Below are 16377 nucleotides of genomic sequence, written 5' to 3'. Positions count from 1 at the left end.
GCCGGTTGGCAATTTTTTTCCCTTGATGATCCGGAGTTGACCGAATGAAGAAAATTCTGCTCGGCCTGGTCGCCGTCGCAGTCGTCGCGGCTGGCGGCTACTTCGGTCTCGACTTCTATGCCCAGCGCCGGGTCACGCGCGACGTCGAGGCCGCCTTCGAGCAGGTCCGTGCCGCCGGCGCCAAGGCGAGCCACGGCAAGATCGCGTTCGACACCAAGAGCCGCACCCTGACGATTTCGGATATTGTCGCCGAGTCGGGGACGCAATCCCCGGTCAACGTCAAGATTGCCAGCCTCACCATGACGGGCCTCGGTCAAACCGACGCGGGCCGGATCTCCGCTGACAATATCGCATTCAATGATGTCGAGATCGGCGCGACGGGGCCGACGCCGACCATCGCCACCCTGACCTACAAGGCGCCGCGGATCACGGTGAAGGACTATTCCGGTCCGGCCGGCCTGCCCCAGCTTCCGGCCTCGTCGTCGATCTTCGAACTGTACCGGTTCGCATTCACCCAGCTCGCGAGCATCAACGCATCGTCGGTGACCGCGCCCACCTTGACCGGAACGATGACCTTCAGCGCCGCCGCACATGTCGGCGACGGCGCCGGTGGCGAATTCGCCTATTCGGGCCTTGCCATCGAAAACATGAAGAACGGCAAGATCGGCACCAACAAGATCGACAAGGTTGCGTTCACGATCAACTCGCAGGCGGCGGGCAAGGCGATCAAGACGACCGGCGATCTTGCGAATATGGTCGCGACCGATATCGACGTCGGCGCGATGGCGGCGATATTCGATCCGGCCAAAGCCAACGACGACCACGAGTACCGGGTTCAGGGGCACGTTTCCGCGGGCCCCTACGTGATCACCACCACGACCACGCCTCCCCTCAACATGCGGATCGATGGCATGATCATCGACGACGTCAGGATCAACCCGTCGCGGATGCAACTGCCGGCATTGATGGCGATGATCCCGCCACCCGGCAGTCCGCCGCCGTCTCCGGCCCAGGCGCGCGAACTGCTGGAAAAAATCGCCGGCCTCTATTCGGGTGCCGTCATCGGAAATGCAGAGATGCACGGGTTCTCGGTCGAGACGCCGAAAGGCCCGCTCAAGCTTGCCTCGATGCGCTTCAACTTCGAGCACGGCAAGATCGGCGAACTTGCGGTCGAGGGACTTGATGGCAATGCCGAGAACGGCCCGTTCAAGGTCGGACGTTTCGCGCTGAAGTCGCTCGATGTCGTCAACTTCATGCGGCTGTCGGTACAGTTCACGGCGCAGAAGCCGTCGCCAGAACAGGCGCTGGCGCTGTTGCCGATGATCGAGGGTGTCGAGATCAAGGGTGTCACGTCGCCCTACAAGGCCACCGGCAAGCCGGTCAACATCGACGTCTTCAGCCTCGACTGGGGCCAGTTCGTCGGAACGATCCCAAGCAAGCTGCGGCTGGTCGCGAAGATGGCAGCGCCGCTGGATGCGGCCGATCCGCGCCAACAGGCGCTCGTCGCCGCCGGGATCGACCGGATGGCCGTCGACGCCGATCTCGGCGCGGTCTGGACCGAGGCGTCACGCTCGTTCGCGCTCGAGCCGGTCAAGCTCGACATGGCGGGCCTGTTGAACGCGTCGGCGAAGGTCACGCTCGCCAACGTGCCGCGCGAGGCATTCTCGACCAGCGCCGCGGAATCCCTGGGCGCGGCGGCGCAGATCGAGGCCGGCACGATTGAACTTGCCGTCCACGACCTCGGCGTCATCGATCTCGCCATCGCCCAATTCGCGCGCACCCAGAATGTCAGCCGCGACGAGGCGCGCAACGCCGTCCTCAGCACCATCAAGGCGCAGGGCGAAGCGGTCAGCGGAGGCAGCGCCGATGTCACGGCGCTCGTCACCGCCATCAGCCAGTTCATCGAGACGCCGGGACAGACGCTGGTCATCAAGCTGACGCCACGCGCGAAAGCGCCGGCGCTTCAGCTGATGCAACTGCTCAAGACCGATCCGCAGTCGGCGCTGGCGCAATTCCGGATCGAGGCCTCGACGGGGTTGTGACGCGCTCGCTCCATCCCGTAGCCCGGATGAAGCGAAGCGCAATCCGGGAACAGTGCCGCAATTGGAGAGACTGCCCCGGAGTTGCTTCGCTCCATCCGGGCTACGCACCTCTCCTCCCACCTACCCCTTCGCCGGCAGGTTGGTCCGGATGTGCAGCTCCTTGAGCTGCTTCGGCGAGGCTTCCGACGGCGCGCCCATCAACAGGTCCATGGCCTGCTGGTTCATCGGGAACAGCGAGATCTCGCGCAGATTGTTGGTGCCGCAGAGCAGCATCACGATGCGGTCGAGGCCGGCCGCCATGCCGCCATGCGGCGGTGCGCCGTACTGGAACGCACGGTACATGCCGCCGAAGCGGTCGACGACCTCCTGCTCGCCATAACCCGCGATCTCGAACGCCTTCACCATCGCTTCCGGCTTGTGGTTGCGGATGCCGCCGGAGGCGATCTCGTAGCCGTTGCAGGCGATGTCGTACTGGAACGCCTTGATCGTCAGCGGGTCCTGCGACTTCAGCGCGTCGAGACCGCCCTGCGGCATCGAGAACGGGTTGTGCGAGAAGTCGACCTTCTTGTTCTCCTCGTCATACTCGTACATCGGGAAGTCGACGATCCAGGCGAGCTCGAACCGGTCCTTGTCGATCAGGTTCAATTCCTCGCCGAGCTTGGTGCGCGCGAGGCCTGCGAACTTCCAGAATTTTTCTGGATCGCCGGCGACGAAGAACGCAGCATCACCCTCCTTGAGGCCGAGCTGGTCGCGGATCGCAGCGGTGCGTTCGGGGCCGATGTTGTTCGCAAGCGGACCTGCGCCCTCGCCGCCCTCGCGCCACATGATGTAGCCGAGGCCGGGCTGTCCCTCGCCCTGCGCCCACGAGTTCATGCGGTCGCAGAACGCGCGGCTGCCGCCGCCGGTGCCGGGGATCGCCCAGACCTGGTTCTTCGGGTCTTCCAGCATCCGCGCGAACACCTTGAAGCCGGAGCCGCGGAAGTGCTCGGAGACTTCCTGCATCACGATCTTGTTGCGCAGATCGGGCTTGTCGGAGCCGTATTTGCGCACCGCTTCGGCAAACGGAATCCGCGGCCAGTTCTTGGTGACGGGCTTGCCCTTGGCAAAGTCTTCAAAGACGCCGGTGATGACAGGCTCCATCGCCGCGAACACGTCGTCCTGGGTGACAAAACTCATCTCGACGTCGAGCTGATAGAACTCGCCCGGCAGGCGGTCGGCGCGCGGGTCCTCGTCGCGGAAGCATGGCGCGATCTGGAAGTAGCGGTCGAAGCCCGACATCATCAAGAGCTGCTTGTACTGCTGCGGCGCCTGCGGCAGCGCGTAGAACTTGCCGGGATGGATGCGCGACGGCACCAGGAAGTCGCGCGCGCCCTCCGGCGACGACGCCGTCAGGATCGGGGTCTGGAATTCGAAGAAGCCCTGCTCCTTCATCCGCTTGCGCATGGAATCGACCACCGCGCCGCGGGTCATGATGTTCTGGTGCAGCTTCTCGCGACGCAGGTCGAGGAAGCGGTACTTGAGCCTGATGTCCTCAGGATATTCCTGCTCGCCGAACACCGGCAGCGGCAGCTCGGCCGCCGGGCCAAGCACCTCGATCTCCTTGATGTAGATTTCGATCAGGCCGGTCGGCAATTCGGGATTATCGGTGCCGGCGGGACGGCGGCGCACCTTGCCGTCGATCCGGACCACCCATTCCGAGCGGAACTTCTCGACCTCGGCGAACGCCGGCGAGTCCGGATCGGCCACACACTGGGTGATGCCGTAATGGTCGCGCAGATCGACGAACAGCACGCCGCCATGGTCCCGGACGCGATGGACCCAGCCTGACAGCCTGGCCGTCTGGTCGATATCGCTCTCTCGGAGCGCGCCGCATGTGTGTGACCGGTAGCGATGCATATTCGTTCCAAAACTGATGTCGGAGGGTCGAATCGCGACAGGGCCAAAATGCCCTGTCCGAAGTTGCGGAGGGTTTACCCGACGAGGCCGGGTGCGGCAACCAAGGGAACGGCTGGTTTTGCCCCGAAACCGCACATTTTGCGGCGATCGGGCACCTGGCGTTTGCCTATTCGGCCCGCAGGCCTATCTTCCCGATATGACCATCCATTTCCCGTTCCAGAACACCTATTCGGCGCTGCCGGCGAACTTTTTCGTCCGTGTCGCGCCGACCCCGGTGGCCGCCCCCCGGCTGATCAAGCTGAACCGGCCGCTCGCGGTCCAGCTCGGGCTGGATCCGGACCTGTTGTCGACACCCGAGGGCGCCGAAATCCTCGCGGGCAAGCGGCTGCCTGACGGCGCCGACCCGATCGCCATGGCCTATGCCGGCCACCAGTTCGGGCACTTTGTTCCCCAGCTCGGCGACGGCCGCGCCATCCTGCTCGGCGAGGTCATCGACAGCGACGGCGTCCGCCGCGACATCCAGCTCAAGGGCAGTGGCCCGACCCCGTTCTCCCGCCGCGGCGACGGCCGCGCCGCGCTCGGCCCGGTGCTGCGCGAATACATCGTCAGCGAGGCGATGTTCGCCTTGGGCATCCCGACCACGCGTTCGCTCGCGGCCGTCGTCACCGGCGAGCCCGTGATGCGCGAGACGGCGCTGCCGGGGGCAGTCCTGACTCGCGTCGCCGCGAGCCACATCCGGGTCGGCACCTTCCAGTTCTTCGCCGCCCGCGGCGACACCGACGGCGTGCGTGCGCTGGCCGACCATGTCATCGCCAGGCACTATCCCGAGCTGAAGGATGCCGCCCAGCCCTATCACGCGCTGCTCGCCGGCGTCGTGGCGCGGCAGGCTGCGCTGGTCGCGCGCTGGCTGCTGGTCGGCTTCATCCACGGCGTGATGAACACCGACAACTCTTCGATCTCGGGCGAGACCATCGACTACGGTCCCTGCGCCTTCCTCGACGCCTACAATCCGGCGCAGGTGTTCTCCTCGATCGACGAGATGGGCCGCTACGCCTATGCCAACCAGCCGCGCATCGCGCTGTGGAATCTGACCCGGCTCGCCGAGTGCCTGCTGCCGCTGTTCGACAGCGAGCAGGAGAAGGCCATCGAGCAGGCGCAAGTGATCCTCGGCGAATTTCCGGAAAAATTCACCGCGGCCTATCAGGCCGGGCTGCGCGCCAAGGTCGGCCTGTTCACCGCACGCGACGGTGACGAAGCACTGATCCAGGATCTGCTCGACGCGATGGCCAGGAACGCGGCCGACTTCACGCTGACCTTCCGCCATCTCGGCGAGGCAGCGAGCGGCGACGCCGCCGACGTCCGTGCGCAGTTCACCGATCCCGCAGCGTTCGACGAATGGGCCGGCCGCTGGCGCGCCCGCCTCGCCCTGGAGAGCGAGACGCCGGCCGAGCGCAAGGCCGCGATGGGTGCCGTCAACCCGGCCTTCATCCCGCGCAACCACCGGATCGAGGCGGTGATCCAGGCGGCCGTCAACAGCGACGATTACGCGCCGTTCGAGGAATTGCTGGCGGTGCTGGCGAAGCCGTACGAGGACCAGCCGCAATTCGCGGCCTACGCCGATCCGCCGCTGCCCGAGCAGATGGTGACGCAGACGTTCTGCGGGACGTGACCACCCTCGTCATTGCGAGGAGCAAAGCGACGAAGCAATCCACCATCCGCGCATGCGGGCCGATGGATTGCTTCGCTCCGCTCGCAATGACGCTGCGAAGCATCCGCTCCGCCTCACACCGTCACCACGATCTTCCCGAACTGCACGTTCGACTCCAGATACCGGTGCGCCGCGACGATCTGCTCGAACGGAAATGTCCGCGCGATGATCGGCTTCAGCGCGCCGTCGGCCAACCCGTCGAGGATGAACGCTTTCGCCGCCGCAAGCCGCGCCGGATCCTGGACGATCTCGTGCACGCGGTAGCCGCGCAGGATCAGGCTCTTGCTCAGCACCGTGAACAGCGGAAACGGCGTCGGCGCCTCGCTGAGCCCGCCGTACTCGATCAGGATGCCGCCATGCGCCATCGCTGCCGTCAGCGGCACGAAGACGGGGCCGCCGACCGGGTCGAGCACCACGCGGACGCCGTTCGGCCCTGCGATCTGCTCCAGCCTCGATTGCAAATCTTCCTCCGCGGACGCGATCACATGCGCAGCGCCGGCATCGCGCAGGGCCTGCGCCTTGGCTGAGGTCCGCGTCACCGCGATCGGGATCGCACCGACACGATTGGCGATCTGGATCGCGGCGAGCCCGACGCTGCTCGATGCTGCCGTGATCACGACGAACTCGCTCCGCCCAAGCGTCGCAACATCGATCAGGGCACCATAGGCCGTGAGGTATTGCATCCACGCCGCGGCGGCCTCCTGAAAACCCAGCGCCGGCGGATGCTTGACGACCAGCTCGGCCGGGAACGTCGCGAGCTCGCCATAGGCCGGCCAGCGCGCCATCGAGATCGGCGGCACGATGCTGACGGCATCCCCAAGCGCGAAGCCGCCGCCCCCCTCGCCGATCGCTTCGACAAGCCCGGCCGCCTCGAGGCCGAGGCCGGACGGCAGCGCCGGCGTCTCGATATAGGTCCCCGTTCGCATCAACGCCTCGGCGCGGTTCAGTCCGAGCGCCTTGATCCGGATCCGGATCTCGCCGCGCGCCGGCGGCGCGATCGCAACGTCCTCGATGCGCAGCACCTCGGGACCACCATGTTGATGAAAACGAACCACGCGAGCCATCGGCAACACTCCAAAGCAGCTGAATTGCAAAACAGTTCAATTGAATGAGCTATGCCGACGCCAGTTCTGCGGATAAATCATCCCGCAGACTGAACAGTCAAAACCGAGGGTTTCGAATGATGGACCGCCTGACCAGCATGGCCGTGTTTCTCAGGGCGGTCGATCTCGGCTCCTTCGCGGCCGCCGCCGACGCGCTCGAAATGTCCGGCCCGATGGTCGGCAAGCATGTCCGCTTCCTCGAGGAGCGGCTCGGCGTCCGCCTGATCCACCGCACCACGCGGCGTCAGAGCCTGACCGAGTTCGGGCAAGCCTATTACGAGCGCTGCCGCGCGGTACTCGCCGAAGCGGATGCCGCCGACGCGCTCGCGGCCGATCAGTTGTCCGAACCGCGCGGACGGCTCAAGGTGACGATGCCGGCGCTGCTCGGCCGGCACTGCGTGGCGCCGCTGCTCCTCAGGCTGGCGCAGAAATATCCTGCGCTGGAGCTCGATCTCTCGTTCGGCGATCCGGTCACCGACCTGATGGAGGGCGGCTACGATTTTGCAATCAGGACCGGCGACCTCGACGAGCAGTCCGGCGTGATCGCGCGGCGCATCGCGTGCCAGCGCATGGTGGTGTGCGGCTCGCGCGCGTATTTGAAGGCCAACGGCAGGCCGCGCACGCTCGACGAGCTCGGCCAGCATCAGGCGATCGTCTATCGCCGGCTTGGGCGCGCGCGGCCGTGGCTGTTCCCGCGTGACGGCCAGAAGCCGCGCGAGGTCTGGCCCGCCGGGCGGCTCAGGCTCGACGATCTCGAGGCCATCGCCGACGCCGCGGCACGCGGCATGGGACTGGTGTGGCTGCCCTCCTGGCTGGTGCGCGAACGCCTCGAGCGCGGCGCGCTGGTCCGCGTTCTCGGCAACGAGGGTGAGCTTCCCTACGACTGCCATGCGCTGTGGCTGCCGACCCCGCGACTGCCGCTGAAGGTCCGGCTTGCGGTCGACGCGCTCTCGGCCGCGCTGCCGAAGCTCGTGGCGTAGTGCGAAGGCGTTGTTCCACGATGCCCGTCGTGAGCGTTAACTCACCCTGCACCATGCCGGGAGCCTCGCGGCGGTAACCATAAGGCTTAACAGCGCGTCAACGCTCCCCCAACAAGTCTAACTGTTTCTAATGGGGGAGAATGGCCCGTGGACGCATTTGCATTCGAATTCATGGGACTGGCGATGATCGCGCTGTGTCTCGTCGTGCTGGCGATGCCGGCGGCACGGCGGCCGTCGAAGAACATGCGCTACGAGTGACGCGCCCGACGCGGCGCGCGGATCGGTATGTGGTCAACATGCGCCCTGCTCGGGCCGTCGTCGTCAATGCAGGAGATCGTTGATGTTGGACCACGTCTCCATCACCGTATCCAACATACGCGCTGCCGAGCCCTTCTACGACGCCGTGATGGCAGCGCTCGCCGTCACCAAGATGAGCAGCGGCGAGACGTGGATCAGCTACGGCGAGCGCTGCGACGCCGATCATCCTGACCTGACCTATTTGCTGATCCGCCCCGGACCGGTGCCCGAAGCAGCCTACGGGCGGCATTGGTGCTTCAAGGCGCAATTCCGGGAGCAGGTTGACGCTTTCTGGCGTGCCGGGCTTTCGGCAGGAGGATCGGACGAGGGTGCGCCGGGTCTGCGTCCCGAATATCATCCCCACTACTACGGCGCCTTTCTGCGCGACCCCGACGGCAATCGTATCGAAGCCGTCTGCCATCGGCGTTTCGCGTAACGCCGCATCACGCGACGCGACTTCGCGCTGCGCGCCGGTCGTCCCGCCATCCGGACACGTCAGCCTTGCCCGATCACGGCCACGCAGCCGGGCTGCGCGGTGCTATGGTCGCGCCATCCTGCCCTCGTTCCCCTGATTTCCCGTTATGACCGAGACCGCCTCGTCGCTGATCCATCCCGGCTGGTTTGCCGCGATCGCCATCCTGCTCTGGGCCACCAGCCTGCTGCCGGAATTTCTCACCGCGCTGCTGTTCTTCGCGGCGGTGGCGGTATTCCGCGCGGCGCCGCCGGACGTGCTGTTCTCCGGCTTCCAGTCGGAAGCGTTCTGGCTGGTGCTCGGCGGCTTCGTCATCGGCACCGCGATCCGCAAGGTGGGACTGGCCGACCGGATCGCCCGGCTGCTCGCAGACCATCTCAACGGCTCCTGGTTTCGCATGGTGGCCGGCGTGATCCTGCTGACCTATGCGCTCGCCTTCGTGATGCCCTCGAACATGGGCCGCATCGCGCTCTTGATGCCGATCATCCTGGCGCTGGCCGATCGCGCCGGCTTGGCGGAGGGATCGCCGGGTCGCGCCGCGCTCGCGCTTGCGGTCGGCTTCGGCACCTATCAGCTGTCGGCATCGATCCTGCCTGCGAACGTGCCGAACCTGATCATGACGGGCGCCGCCGAGCGCGCCTATGGCGTGCACTTCGACTACATGTCGTATCTCGTGCTGCATGCGCCCGTGATCGGCATCCTCAAGGGCGTCGTGCTGATCGGTTGCCTGGTGTGGCTGTTTCCGGCATCGCCCAAGCCGATCGAGGGCAGCGCCGAGGCGACACCGATGAGCGCGGCCGAATGGCGGCTCTCGATCATCCTGCTTGCGACGCTCGCGTTCTGGATGACGGACTCTCTGCACGGCATCCGCCCGGCCTGGGTCGGGCTGGTCTCCGCCTGCCTCTGCCTGCTGCCTCGCGTCGGCTTCCTCAACGGCGAGGAATTCGCCGCCGGCGTCAATGTCCGCACCTGCATCTATCTCGGAGGCATTCTCGGGCTCGCCGCCGTCGTCGCATGGTCCGGACTCGGCACCGCGATCGGCGGTCTCATCATTCCGCATCTGCCGCTCGATCCCGCGCGGCCGGCGGCGGATTTCGCCTCGATGATCGGGCTCGCCAGCCTGCTCAATTTCATCGTCACCGCCAACGGCGTCCCCGCCGTATTCACGCCGCTGGCCGCCTCGCTCGCCGCACACACCGGCCTCAGCCTTCCCACCGTGCTGATGTCGCAGGTGTTCGCCTACGCGACGCCGCTGTTGCCATATCAGGCCGCGCCGATCGTGGTTGCCGCCGGCATGGCGCGCGTGCCGACCAGCGCGGCGGTCAAGATGTGCCTCGTCGTCGGCCTGATCTCCTTCGTCGTACTGGCGCCGCTCTATCTCGTCTGGTTCCGGCTGCTCGGCTGGATCGGCTGACGGTCGTCGCGACAAATATCGCGCCGAGGCGTCATCGAATGACGATATGCTTGCCCTGATGGGTCCTGACGTGGGACGCAAGCCCAAGGAATTGACGACGCTTGAACGATACCGACGTCCAGCACTCCGGCACATCGCCCTCCACCGCGAGGTCAGCGCACTCGCCTCTCGAGGTGCTGTTCATTTTCCTCAAGCTCGGCGTGACCTGCTTCGGCGGTCCGATCGCGCATATCGGCTATTTCCGCGACGAGTTCGTCACCCGCAGGCGCTGGCTTGACGAGCAGGCCTATGCGGATCTGGTGGCGCTCTGCCAATTCCTGCCGGGCCCGGCGAGCAGCCAGGTCGGCTTTTCACTCGGCCTGATGCGCGCCGGCTATCTCGGCGCGCTGGCGGCCTGGACCGGCTTCACGCTGCCCTCGGCGATTGCGCTCGTGCTGTTTGCCTTCGGCGCCGGCGGATTGAGCGGCCCGGCCGGCGCGGGCCTGGTGCATGGCCTCAAGCTGGTCGCGGTGGCGATCGTCGCCCAAGCGGTCTGGGGCATGGCGCGCTCGCTCTGTCCCGATCGCGAACGCGCATCGATTGCAACGGTCGCAACACTCGTCATCCTCACGAGTTCCTCGTCGATTGCGCAGATCGGCGCCATCGTGCTCGGCGCCGTCGCCGGGCTGTGGTTCTGCCGCGCACAAGCAGCCGACGGCGTCACGCACATCGCGATGCCGGTGTCGCGCCGCGTCGGCCTCTGCGCACTGATCCTGTTCCTTGCCCTGTTGGTCGGGTTACCGCTGCTCGCCCGCGCATGGCCCGGCCTCGGCCTGTTCGAGGCCTTCTACCGTTCCGGCGCGCTGGTGTTCGGAGGCGGCCATGTCGTGCTGCCGCTGCTGCGCGAAGCGGTGGTGACGCCGGGCTGGATCGGCAACGATGCATTCCTGACCGGCTACGGCGCCGCGCAGGCCGTGCCGGGCCCGCTGTTCACCTTCGCCGCCTATCTCGGCGCCGTGATCGGCGGCGTGCCGGGCGTGGTCACAGGCCTCGCCGGCATCTTCCTGCCGGGACTTCTCATCCTGCTCGCAGCACTGCCGTTCTGGGATGGCTTCCGCAAGCGCCCGGCGGCGCAGGCGATGATGCGCGGCGTCAATGCCGCCGTGGTCGGCATCCTCGGTGCCGCGCTCTACGACCCGGTCTGGACCAGCAGCGTACAGCGTCCGCTCGATTTCGGCATCGCGCTATCAGGCTTCGTCCTGCTCACGGCATGGCGCGCGCCGCCGCTCGTGGTGGTCGTCCTCAGCGCGGCGGCCGGCATCGCCACCGGCCTCCTGCAATCGTGAACAGCCGCCCGGGCGTTCGGCCGGCCGGATTAAGAACGCCTTCATGCCTCGCCGCCATCATTGAAGGCGCATGCCGAGCCTACCCAAACAACCGGATGCGACCCGGGTTCCCGTGCTTGACCTGCTGCGGCTCGCCGCGGTCGGCGCCGTGATCCTGTACCATTACGGCTTCTGGGGCACGGCATCGCACGGCGTTCAGAAGGTGGCGTTGCCCTACCTCGCCCCGGTCGCGCAGTACGGCTTCCTCGGCGTCCCCGTGTTCTTCGCCATCAGCGGCTTCGTCATCGCCTATTCGGCCGAAGGCCGCACGCCGGTCGGTTTCGCGATCGCCCGCTTCAGCCGAATCTATCCGACCTTCGTCATCTGCATGACGCTGACCTTCCTCACCACGCTGCTGCTGGGCCACACCTATTTCCATGTGACCTGGGGACAATGGCTGGCAAACCTGTTCATCGCAGCGCCGATGCTCGGTCAGCCCTATATGGACGACGCCTACTGGTCGCTGGTGATCGAGGTCGTGTTCTACGTCTGGGTCGCGCTGTTTCTGGCCTGGGGCATTTTCCCGCGGAAGATCGACACCATCATCCTGGCGTGGATCGCCATCACCTTTGCCAACGAGCTGACGCTGGACGTTCCGCTGTTCGAGAAGCTGTTCATGGCCGACGACAGCGGCTTCTTCGCCGTCGGGCTGCTGATCTATGAACATTACCGCGGACGGCGCGACACCAGGCTCTACAGCCTGCTGACACTGGCGATGGGCACCGCGACGTTCCAGGCCGTGCACAAGCTGGAGCGGCTCGGCGTCCACACCCATGGCAGCTTCGATCCGCGCGTCGTCACCGTGATCTGCATCGTCTCGCTCGGCATCGTGTTCGCCGCCACCCGCATCAAGTCGGTGCCGCTGCCGGACAGCCTGGTCAGGGCTGTGGGCGGCATCACCTATCCGCTCTATCTGCTGCACCTTCAGCTCGGCTACGTGATCCTGCTCCTGATGACGCCAACGCCGGACGCGCTCTCGACCGCGCTCGTGGTGGCCGGCATGGTCGCGCTGGCGTGGTTCGTCTGGCGCTTTCTCGAAAGCCCGGCGCATTATCTCGTCAGGGACAGGCTCACGATGCTGGCCTCACGGCACGGATGGCCGTCGCGCATTCGCGCGAACGAAGCCCGGATCAATCCGGGCCACATCGCCGCGCCGGTCGAAGCCGGGCAAATCGCCAATCACTGATTGCGCCGAGACCAGCGATTGCTCGCCCATCCGGCGCAGAACACGGCGTCGGCGCTGTCGGGAATGGTCTGCGCGAACCAGCGGTCAACATCCGACGAGGTCTGGGTCGTCGGCTCATCGCGATAGCGCAGCTGGCCATAGGCGCCCCGCATCGCCATCGTCGGCTTCTCGATAGCCTGACGGGGGTACAGGGTGGCAGCGAGGCTGAGACAGAGCTCGTCGAGATCGACTGCGTGTGTACCGGCCGGAATGGCCGGCACCACGCTTCGGCATTGCGCGCGACCCAAGACGTAGATGACGGGATTTCGCGTCCGCCAGCACAGGCAGAATTCTGCCGGCGCCGCCGGATCACCGAACTCCGCACTCATTGCGGTATCGAACATCCGCTTGAAAAAGCCGCTGCCACGATAGGTGTCTCTGACTGCGGTGCCCGAAAGATAAATCACCGAGGCGCCGGCAACAGCCAGGCGCTGCACGATCATGTAAGCCACGCATGCGCCGCCGTGGTGGAGCAGGACAATGCCGTGGTCGGCCTTGAACGGGGAATGCTGGCGCGACCAGAATCTCTCCTCCGTCAGCCAGTTCGTGTCGATGATGCTGTTGATGTCGTCGAGCACGGCATCGCGGCGATACTCCGGGACATCAGAGGCGATTTGAAACAGCTCGCTGGTAACAGCCCCAGGCGGCGTCGCGATCACGGCGGCTCCTTGTTGCTTATTAATCTAGTTCGGTCGCCCAATCTTCCGTCGAAGCTCTGCATTTGTCACATCGACGAACAAATTCGGGATGTCGTCGGCGCGGTGCAACAGCCACGCCGCGGCGATCATGATCGCGATTCCGGCCGCGCTCACCACGAGCTGTGCGATGACCGCGCCGCTGTATTGGGTCAAGACCCAATGGGCGGAGAACGAAAGCAAGACCCCGAGGCAAAAGATCGGAAGCGAATGCTCGCCGCATAAAGTTAGTGGACGCAATGATCGGGATTTCAGCGGCGGCCAGTCCCGCGGAATCAGGCCATGGACAACGACCGCGAGCGCGAGGAAGTGGGTCAAGCGCAACATATCCAGATCCGTCTTGTCGATCGGGTAGATGAACTTCATCATCCATCCCGGTATGAACATCTCCAGCGCATGGAAATGCCACGTCATCACGATCAGGAACGCAAAGATCAGCCAGGCAATCGCTACCGCTGCGACGATCCGCGACTGGATGAGTCCGGCGATCTGAGACAATGCGCCGCCCACCCCACACCACTGGCCGAAGACAAACAGCAACTGCCAGCAAAATGGATTGAAGTACCACGTTGTACCCGGTGGATAGGAGGCGATGTTCCAATCAAACCATCGCGCCAGCACGTAGAGAACAATCGAAGCCAGTAAGGTGAGGTTGGGACGACGCACCAAGGCCCAGATGACCAGCGGGGACGCGAGCAGCAAGACAATGAACAGCGGTAGCACGTCGAGATCCACGGGCTTGTATCGCAGGGTGAGTGCCTGCCCGATCAGGATATCCGGATGCTGCAGAAAATTGAAAACGTTGAACTCGTTTTCATACATCGGATTGTCGAGCCGCCGCGAGGTTCTCGCGACCTGGGCCGTGAAGATCAGGAACAGCATGATATGCGCCACGTAGATATGCGCGGCCCGCGTCCACAGCCGCTTCGCTGCGGACAGCAAGAAACCTGAAGCGATGATCGGGCCGTATATGAAACCGGCAAGGTAACCCGAGATGAAAACGAAGAACTCCGCAGCGTCGCTGAAGCCGTAGTTGCGCAGCGTAATCCAGCCGATGGCTCCGTCATTGGGGATGTGATCCAGAAATATCATCCACAACCCGAGCCCTCTGAACAGGTCGAGCCGAACATCGCGTTCGACCGCTTCCTCAATCTGGTGCGCGTGGTGGAGATCCATCGGGACGACCCTCACTCGGCTGCTTCTGAGATCGCGATAGCTGCACCGGTCGGAGTCTTGATTCGCGTCAGGCTCGAATGCGTTAGCCGACGGCAAATCCGGGTCGACAGGCGAAGATCATGGACATCGTTATACTCCCGCGTGAGATCACCGTCCAAGTGCCGCACCCGCATGCTTGACGTTTGCCGGGTGAGCCGCATTCGTCGGGCGGAGTGGAGGCTGACAAAGCATCGCGACTCGCGGGGTATGTTCGGCGGCACCCGGTGATGAACTTGGACGCTTGGGTCGGGCCGACCCGGCGCATTCGGTCAGAGGCGCACCCAACGCCGCGGCTGCTCAGGTGCGCGATTGCGCACCGGGGAATGACAAGCGGAGGAAGTCGGGCGTGTCGCTGCGCGAAGGCCGCGACCTCCTGCAGGGTTTCTCGGTATGACTCGCCAAGGCACGATTTCGGAATAATGGAAAAATATCGCTGAGTTGCCCGACGTGTCAAGTTGCCATGTCGAACACCGCTGGCTGTCGGCTACGGTGCATGGGGTTGTTTTCGATATTTTGGTAATGCGCCCCGGCGACAGTGGGCTATCGCCTATGGCGCTCAGTCCATGTTCGTCATGCCCGGTCAAGCCGGGCGATGACACCGAAGATGGGGTTCGCCGGGAAGACGGCCGAATTCCCGGCACGACCGGGCCGAAAACGCCCGCGAATCGCGCCCAATCACTTCAAAAATGCCGTGTCCCCCACCCCGCGCAGGGCCAAAATCCCTGCAAGACCCTTGACATAACTGCCCTTTCGGCAGAACGCGTGTGGTCAAGCCGTCATGGACTGTTCATGGATCTGATTAGCACGACCTCCGACCTCGCCGCCGCCTGCGACCGGCTCGCCCAACACAAGGTCATCACCGTCGACACCGAGTTCCTGCGGGAGACGACCTACTATCCCCTGCTCTGCGTCGTGCAGATGGCGAGCGCAGATGAAGCCGTCGTGGTCGACGCGCTGGCGCCCGGCATCGACCTCAAGCCGCTCTTCGATCTGATGTCGAACGAGGCCGTGCTGAAGGTGTTTCATGCCGCGCGGCAGGACATCGAAATCGTCTGGCACCTGTCCGGCACGATCCCGCATCCGATCTTCGATACCCAGGTCGCGGCCATGGTGCTCGGCTATGGCGACAGCATCGCCTATGATCAGCTGGTCGATCGCGTCACCGGCCACCGCCCCGACAAGACCCATCGCTTCACCGACTGGTCGCGCCGCCCGCTGAGCGAGGAGCAACTGCATTACGCCGTCTCGGACGTGACCCATCTGCGCGAAGTGTTCGCGGCGCTCGACGCCGACTTGAGGAAGCGCGACCGCAGCGACTGGGTCAGCGAGGAAATGGAAATCCTGACCTCGCCGAAGACGTACGACTTCCATCCCGAGCGTGCCTGGGAGCGGCTCAAGACCCGCGTCCGCAAGCCGCGCGAGCTCGCGGTCCTGATCGAGGTTGCCGCCTGGCGCGAGCAGGAGGCGCAGAGCCGCGACGTGCCGCGCTCGCGCGTGCTCAAGGACGATGCGGTCGGCGACATCGCCACCCATGCACCGACATCACTGGAGAAGCTCGGCAATCTGCGTTCGCTGCCGAAGGGTTTCGAGCGCTCGAAATGGGGTGCCGACATCATCGCCGCGGTGCAGCGCGGGCTGGCCCGCGACCAGGCCACGCTCCCCAAGCTGGAAAAACCGAGAAACAATTCCAATGGGGCTGCGACCGTCGAGCTGCTGAAGGTGCTGCTGCGCATGACCTCGGAGCGCCACGGCGTCGCCAGCAAGGTGATCGCCACCGTCGACGACCTCGAGCAGATCGCGGCCAGCGATGAGGCCGAAGTCGGTGCCCTGCACGGCTGGCGGCGCGAATTGTTCGGCGAGGCGGCGCTCAAGCTCAAGCACGGCCAGCTCGCGCTCGCGATCGACAAGGGCCGCGTGGTGCGGGTGGATCGGGGCTAGCGCACGAAGTTCGCGCGGTGCACGCGAA

At 65.2% G+C, this 16377-nt stretch carries 12 protein-coding genes; 8 read left to right on the top strand and 4 right to left on the bottom strand.

Features of this window, described 5'->3' with window-relative positions; all coding sequences use genetic code 11:
- The first annotated feature begins 44 nt into the window (after window positions 1-44).
- Window positions 45-2042 carry a hypothetical protein gene (locus ACOIX3_RS18075; protein ID WP_420971191.1) on the top strand — a complete coding sequence of 666 codons (1998 nt, stop codon included), beginning with the start codon at window positions 45-47 and terminating at the stop codon, window positions 2040-2042.
- Between the two features lie 120 nt (window positions 2043-2162).
- On the opposite strand, the gene aspS is transcribed toward ACOIX3_RS18075, so the two are convergent.
- Entirely contained in the window at window positions 2163-3938 is a 1776-nt protein-coding gene (gene aspS, locus ACOIX3_RS18070) for an aspartate--tRNA ligase (protein ID WP_420971190.1), read from the bottom strand.
- 196 nt (window positions 3939-4134) lie between these two features.
- Here aspS and ACOIX3_RS18065 point away from each other — a divergent pair, with 196 nt between their 5' ends.
- Complete coding sequence (locus ACOIX3_RS18065) at window positions 4135-5607, top strand: protein adenylyltransferase SelO (protein ID WP_420971189.1); 1473 nt, start codon at window positions 4135-4137, stop codon at window positions 5605-5607.
- A 113-nt stretch (window positions 5608-5720) separates the two neighbouring features.
- Here the strand turns inward: ACOIX3_RS18065 and ACOIX3_RS18060 are convergent, their stop codons facing one another.
- The gene (locus ACOIX3_RS18060; RefSeq protein ID WP_420971188.1) at window positions 5721-6710 is read right to left on the bottom strand and encodes a zinc-dependent alcohol dehydrogenase family protein; all 990 of its coding nucleotides are present in this window, start codon (window positions 6708-6710) and stop codon (window positions 5721-5723) included.
- A 119-nt stretch (window positions 6711-6829) separates the two neighbouring features.
- Here ACOIX3_RS18060 and ACOIX3_RS18055 point away from each other — a divergent pair, with 119 nt between their 5' ends.
- The 5 genes from ACOIX3_RS18055 to ACOIX3_RS18035 all read left to right on the top strand — a co-directional run bounded on the left by ACOIX3_RS18055 (window position 6830) and on the right by ACOIX3_RS18035 (window position 12462).
- On the top strand, window positions 6830-7729 hold the full coding sequence (locus ACOIX3_RS18055) for a LysR family transcriptional regulator (RefSeq protein WP_420971752.1): 900 nt from the start codon (window positions 6830-6832) through the stop codon (window positions 7727-7729).
- 340 nt (window positions 7730-8069) lie between these two features.
- A complete protein-coding gene (locus tag ACOIX3_RS18050) occupies window positions 8070-8462 on the top strand; it encodes a VOC family protein (protein ID WP_420971187.1) in 393 nt (130 codons plus the stop codon).
- Between the two features lie 145 nt (window positions 8463-8607).
- Window positions 8608-9912: an SLC13 family permease gene (locus ACOIX3_RS18045; RefSeq protein WP_420971186.1), complete on the top strand. Its 1305-nt coding sequence runs from the start codon at window positions 8608-8610 to the stop codon at window positions 9910-9912.
- Between the two features lie 101 nt (window positions 9913-10013).
- On the top strand, window positions 10014-11237 hold the full coding sequence (chrA, locus tag ACOIX3_RS18040; protein WP_420971185.1) for a chromate efflux transporter: 1224 nt from the start codon (window positions 10014-10016) through the stop codon (window positions 11235-11237).
- A 70-nt stretch (window positions 11238-11307) separates the two neighbouring features.
- A complete protein-coding gene (locus ACOIX3_RS18035) occupies window positions 11308-12462 on the top strand; it encodes an acyltransferase family protein (protein ID WP_420971184.1) in 1155 nt (384 codons plus the stop codon).
- On the opposite strand, the gene ACOIX3_RS18030 is transcribed toward ACOIX3_RS18035, so the two are convergent.
- Window positions 12456-13160: a hypothetical protein gene (locus ACOIX3_RS18030; protein ID WP_420971183.1), complete on the bottom strand. Its 705-nt coding sequence runs from the start codon at window positions 13158-13160 to the stop codon at window positions 12456-12458. The two genes, ACOIX3_RS18035 and ACOIX3_RS18030, sit on opposite strands and share 7 nt — an antisense overlap.
- A gap of 24 nt (window positions 13161-13184) precedes the next feature.
- Window positions 13185-14372, bottom strand: coding sequence for an OpgC domain-containing protein (locus ACOIX3_RS18025; RefSeq protein ID WP_420971182.1), 1188 nt, complete (start codon window positions 14370-14372; stop codon window positions 13185-13187).
- Window positions 14373-15200: 828 nt separating this feature from the next.
- Between ACOIX3_RS18025 and rnd the strand changes: the two genes are divergently transcribed.
- On the top strand, window positions 15201-16349 hold the full coding sequence (gene rnd / locus ACOIX3_RS18020; protein WP_420971181.1) for a ribonuclease D: 1149 nt from the start codon (window positions 15201-15203) through the stop codon (window positions 16347-16349).
- The last annotated feature ends 28 nt before the right edge of the window (window positions 16350-16377 follow it).

Source organism: Bradyrhizobium sp. B120 (assembly GCF_049075665.1).
In the GTDB taxonomy this organism is placed as follows: domain Bacteria; phylum Pseudomonadota; class Alphaproteobacteria; order Rhizobiales; family Xanthobacteraceae; genus Bradyrhizobium.
Note: the sequence above shows the minus strand (reverse complement) of the source record. Positions and strands in the feature narration are given on the sequence as shown.

Excerpts from the sequence above, each read along its gene's own strand:
- ACOIX3_RS18075 (WP_420971191.1), top strand. The coding sequence starts at position 45 with ATGAAGAAAATTCTGCTCGGCCTGGTCGCCGTCGCAGTCGTCGCGGCT.
- aspS (WP_420971190.1), bottom strand. The coding sequence starts at position 3,938 with ATGCATCGCTACCGGTCACACACATGCGGCGCGCTCCGAGAGAGCGAT.
- ACOIX3_RS18065 (WP_420971189.1), top strand. The coding sequence starts at position 4,135 with ATGACCATCCATTTCCCGTTCCAGAACACCTATTCGGCGCTGCCGGCG.
- ACOIX3_RS18060 (WP_420971188.1), bottom strand. The coding sequence starts at position 6,710 with ATGGCTCGCGTGGTTCGTTTTCATCAACATGGTGGTCCCGAGGTGCTG.
- ACOIX3_RS18055 (WP_420971752.1), top strand. The coding sequence starts at position 6,830 with ATGGACCGCCTGACCAGCATGGCCGTGTTTCTCAGGGCGGTCGATCTC.
- ACOIX3_RS18050 (WP_420971187.1), top strand. The coding sequence starts at position 8,070 with ATGTTGGACCACGTCTCCATCACCGTATCCAACATACGCGCTGCCGAG.
- ACOIX3_RS18045 (WP_420971186.1), top strand. The coding sequence starts at position 8,608 with ATGACCGAGACCGCCTCGTCGCTGATCCATCCCGGCTGGTTTGCCGCG.
- ACOIX3_RS18035 (WP_420971184.1), top strand. The coding sequence starts at position 11,308 with ATGCCGAGCCTACCCAAACAACCGGATGCGACCCGGGTTCCCGTGCTT.
- ACOIX3_RS18025 (WP_420971182.1), bottom strand. The coding sequence starts at position 14,372 with ATGGATCTCCACCACGCGCACCAGATTGAGGAAGCGGTCGAACGCGAT.
- rnd (WP_420971181.1), top strand. The coding sequence starts at position 15,201 with ATGGATCTGATTAGCACGACCTCCGACCTCGCCGCCGCCTGCGACCGG.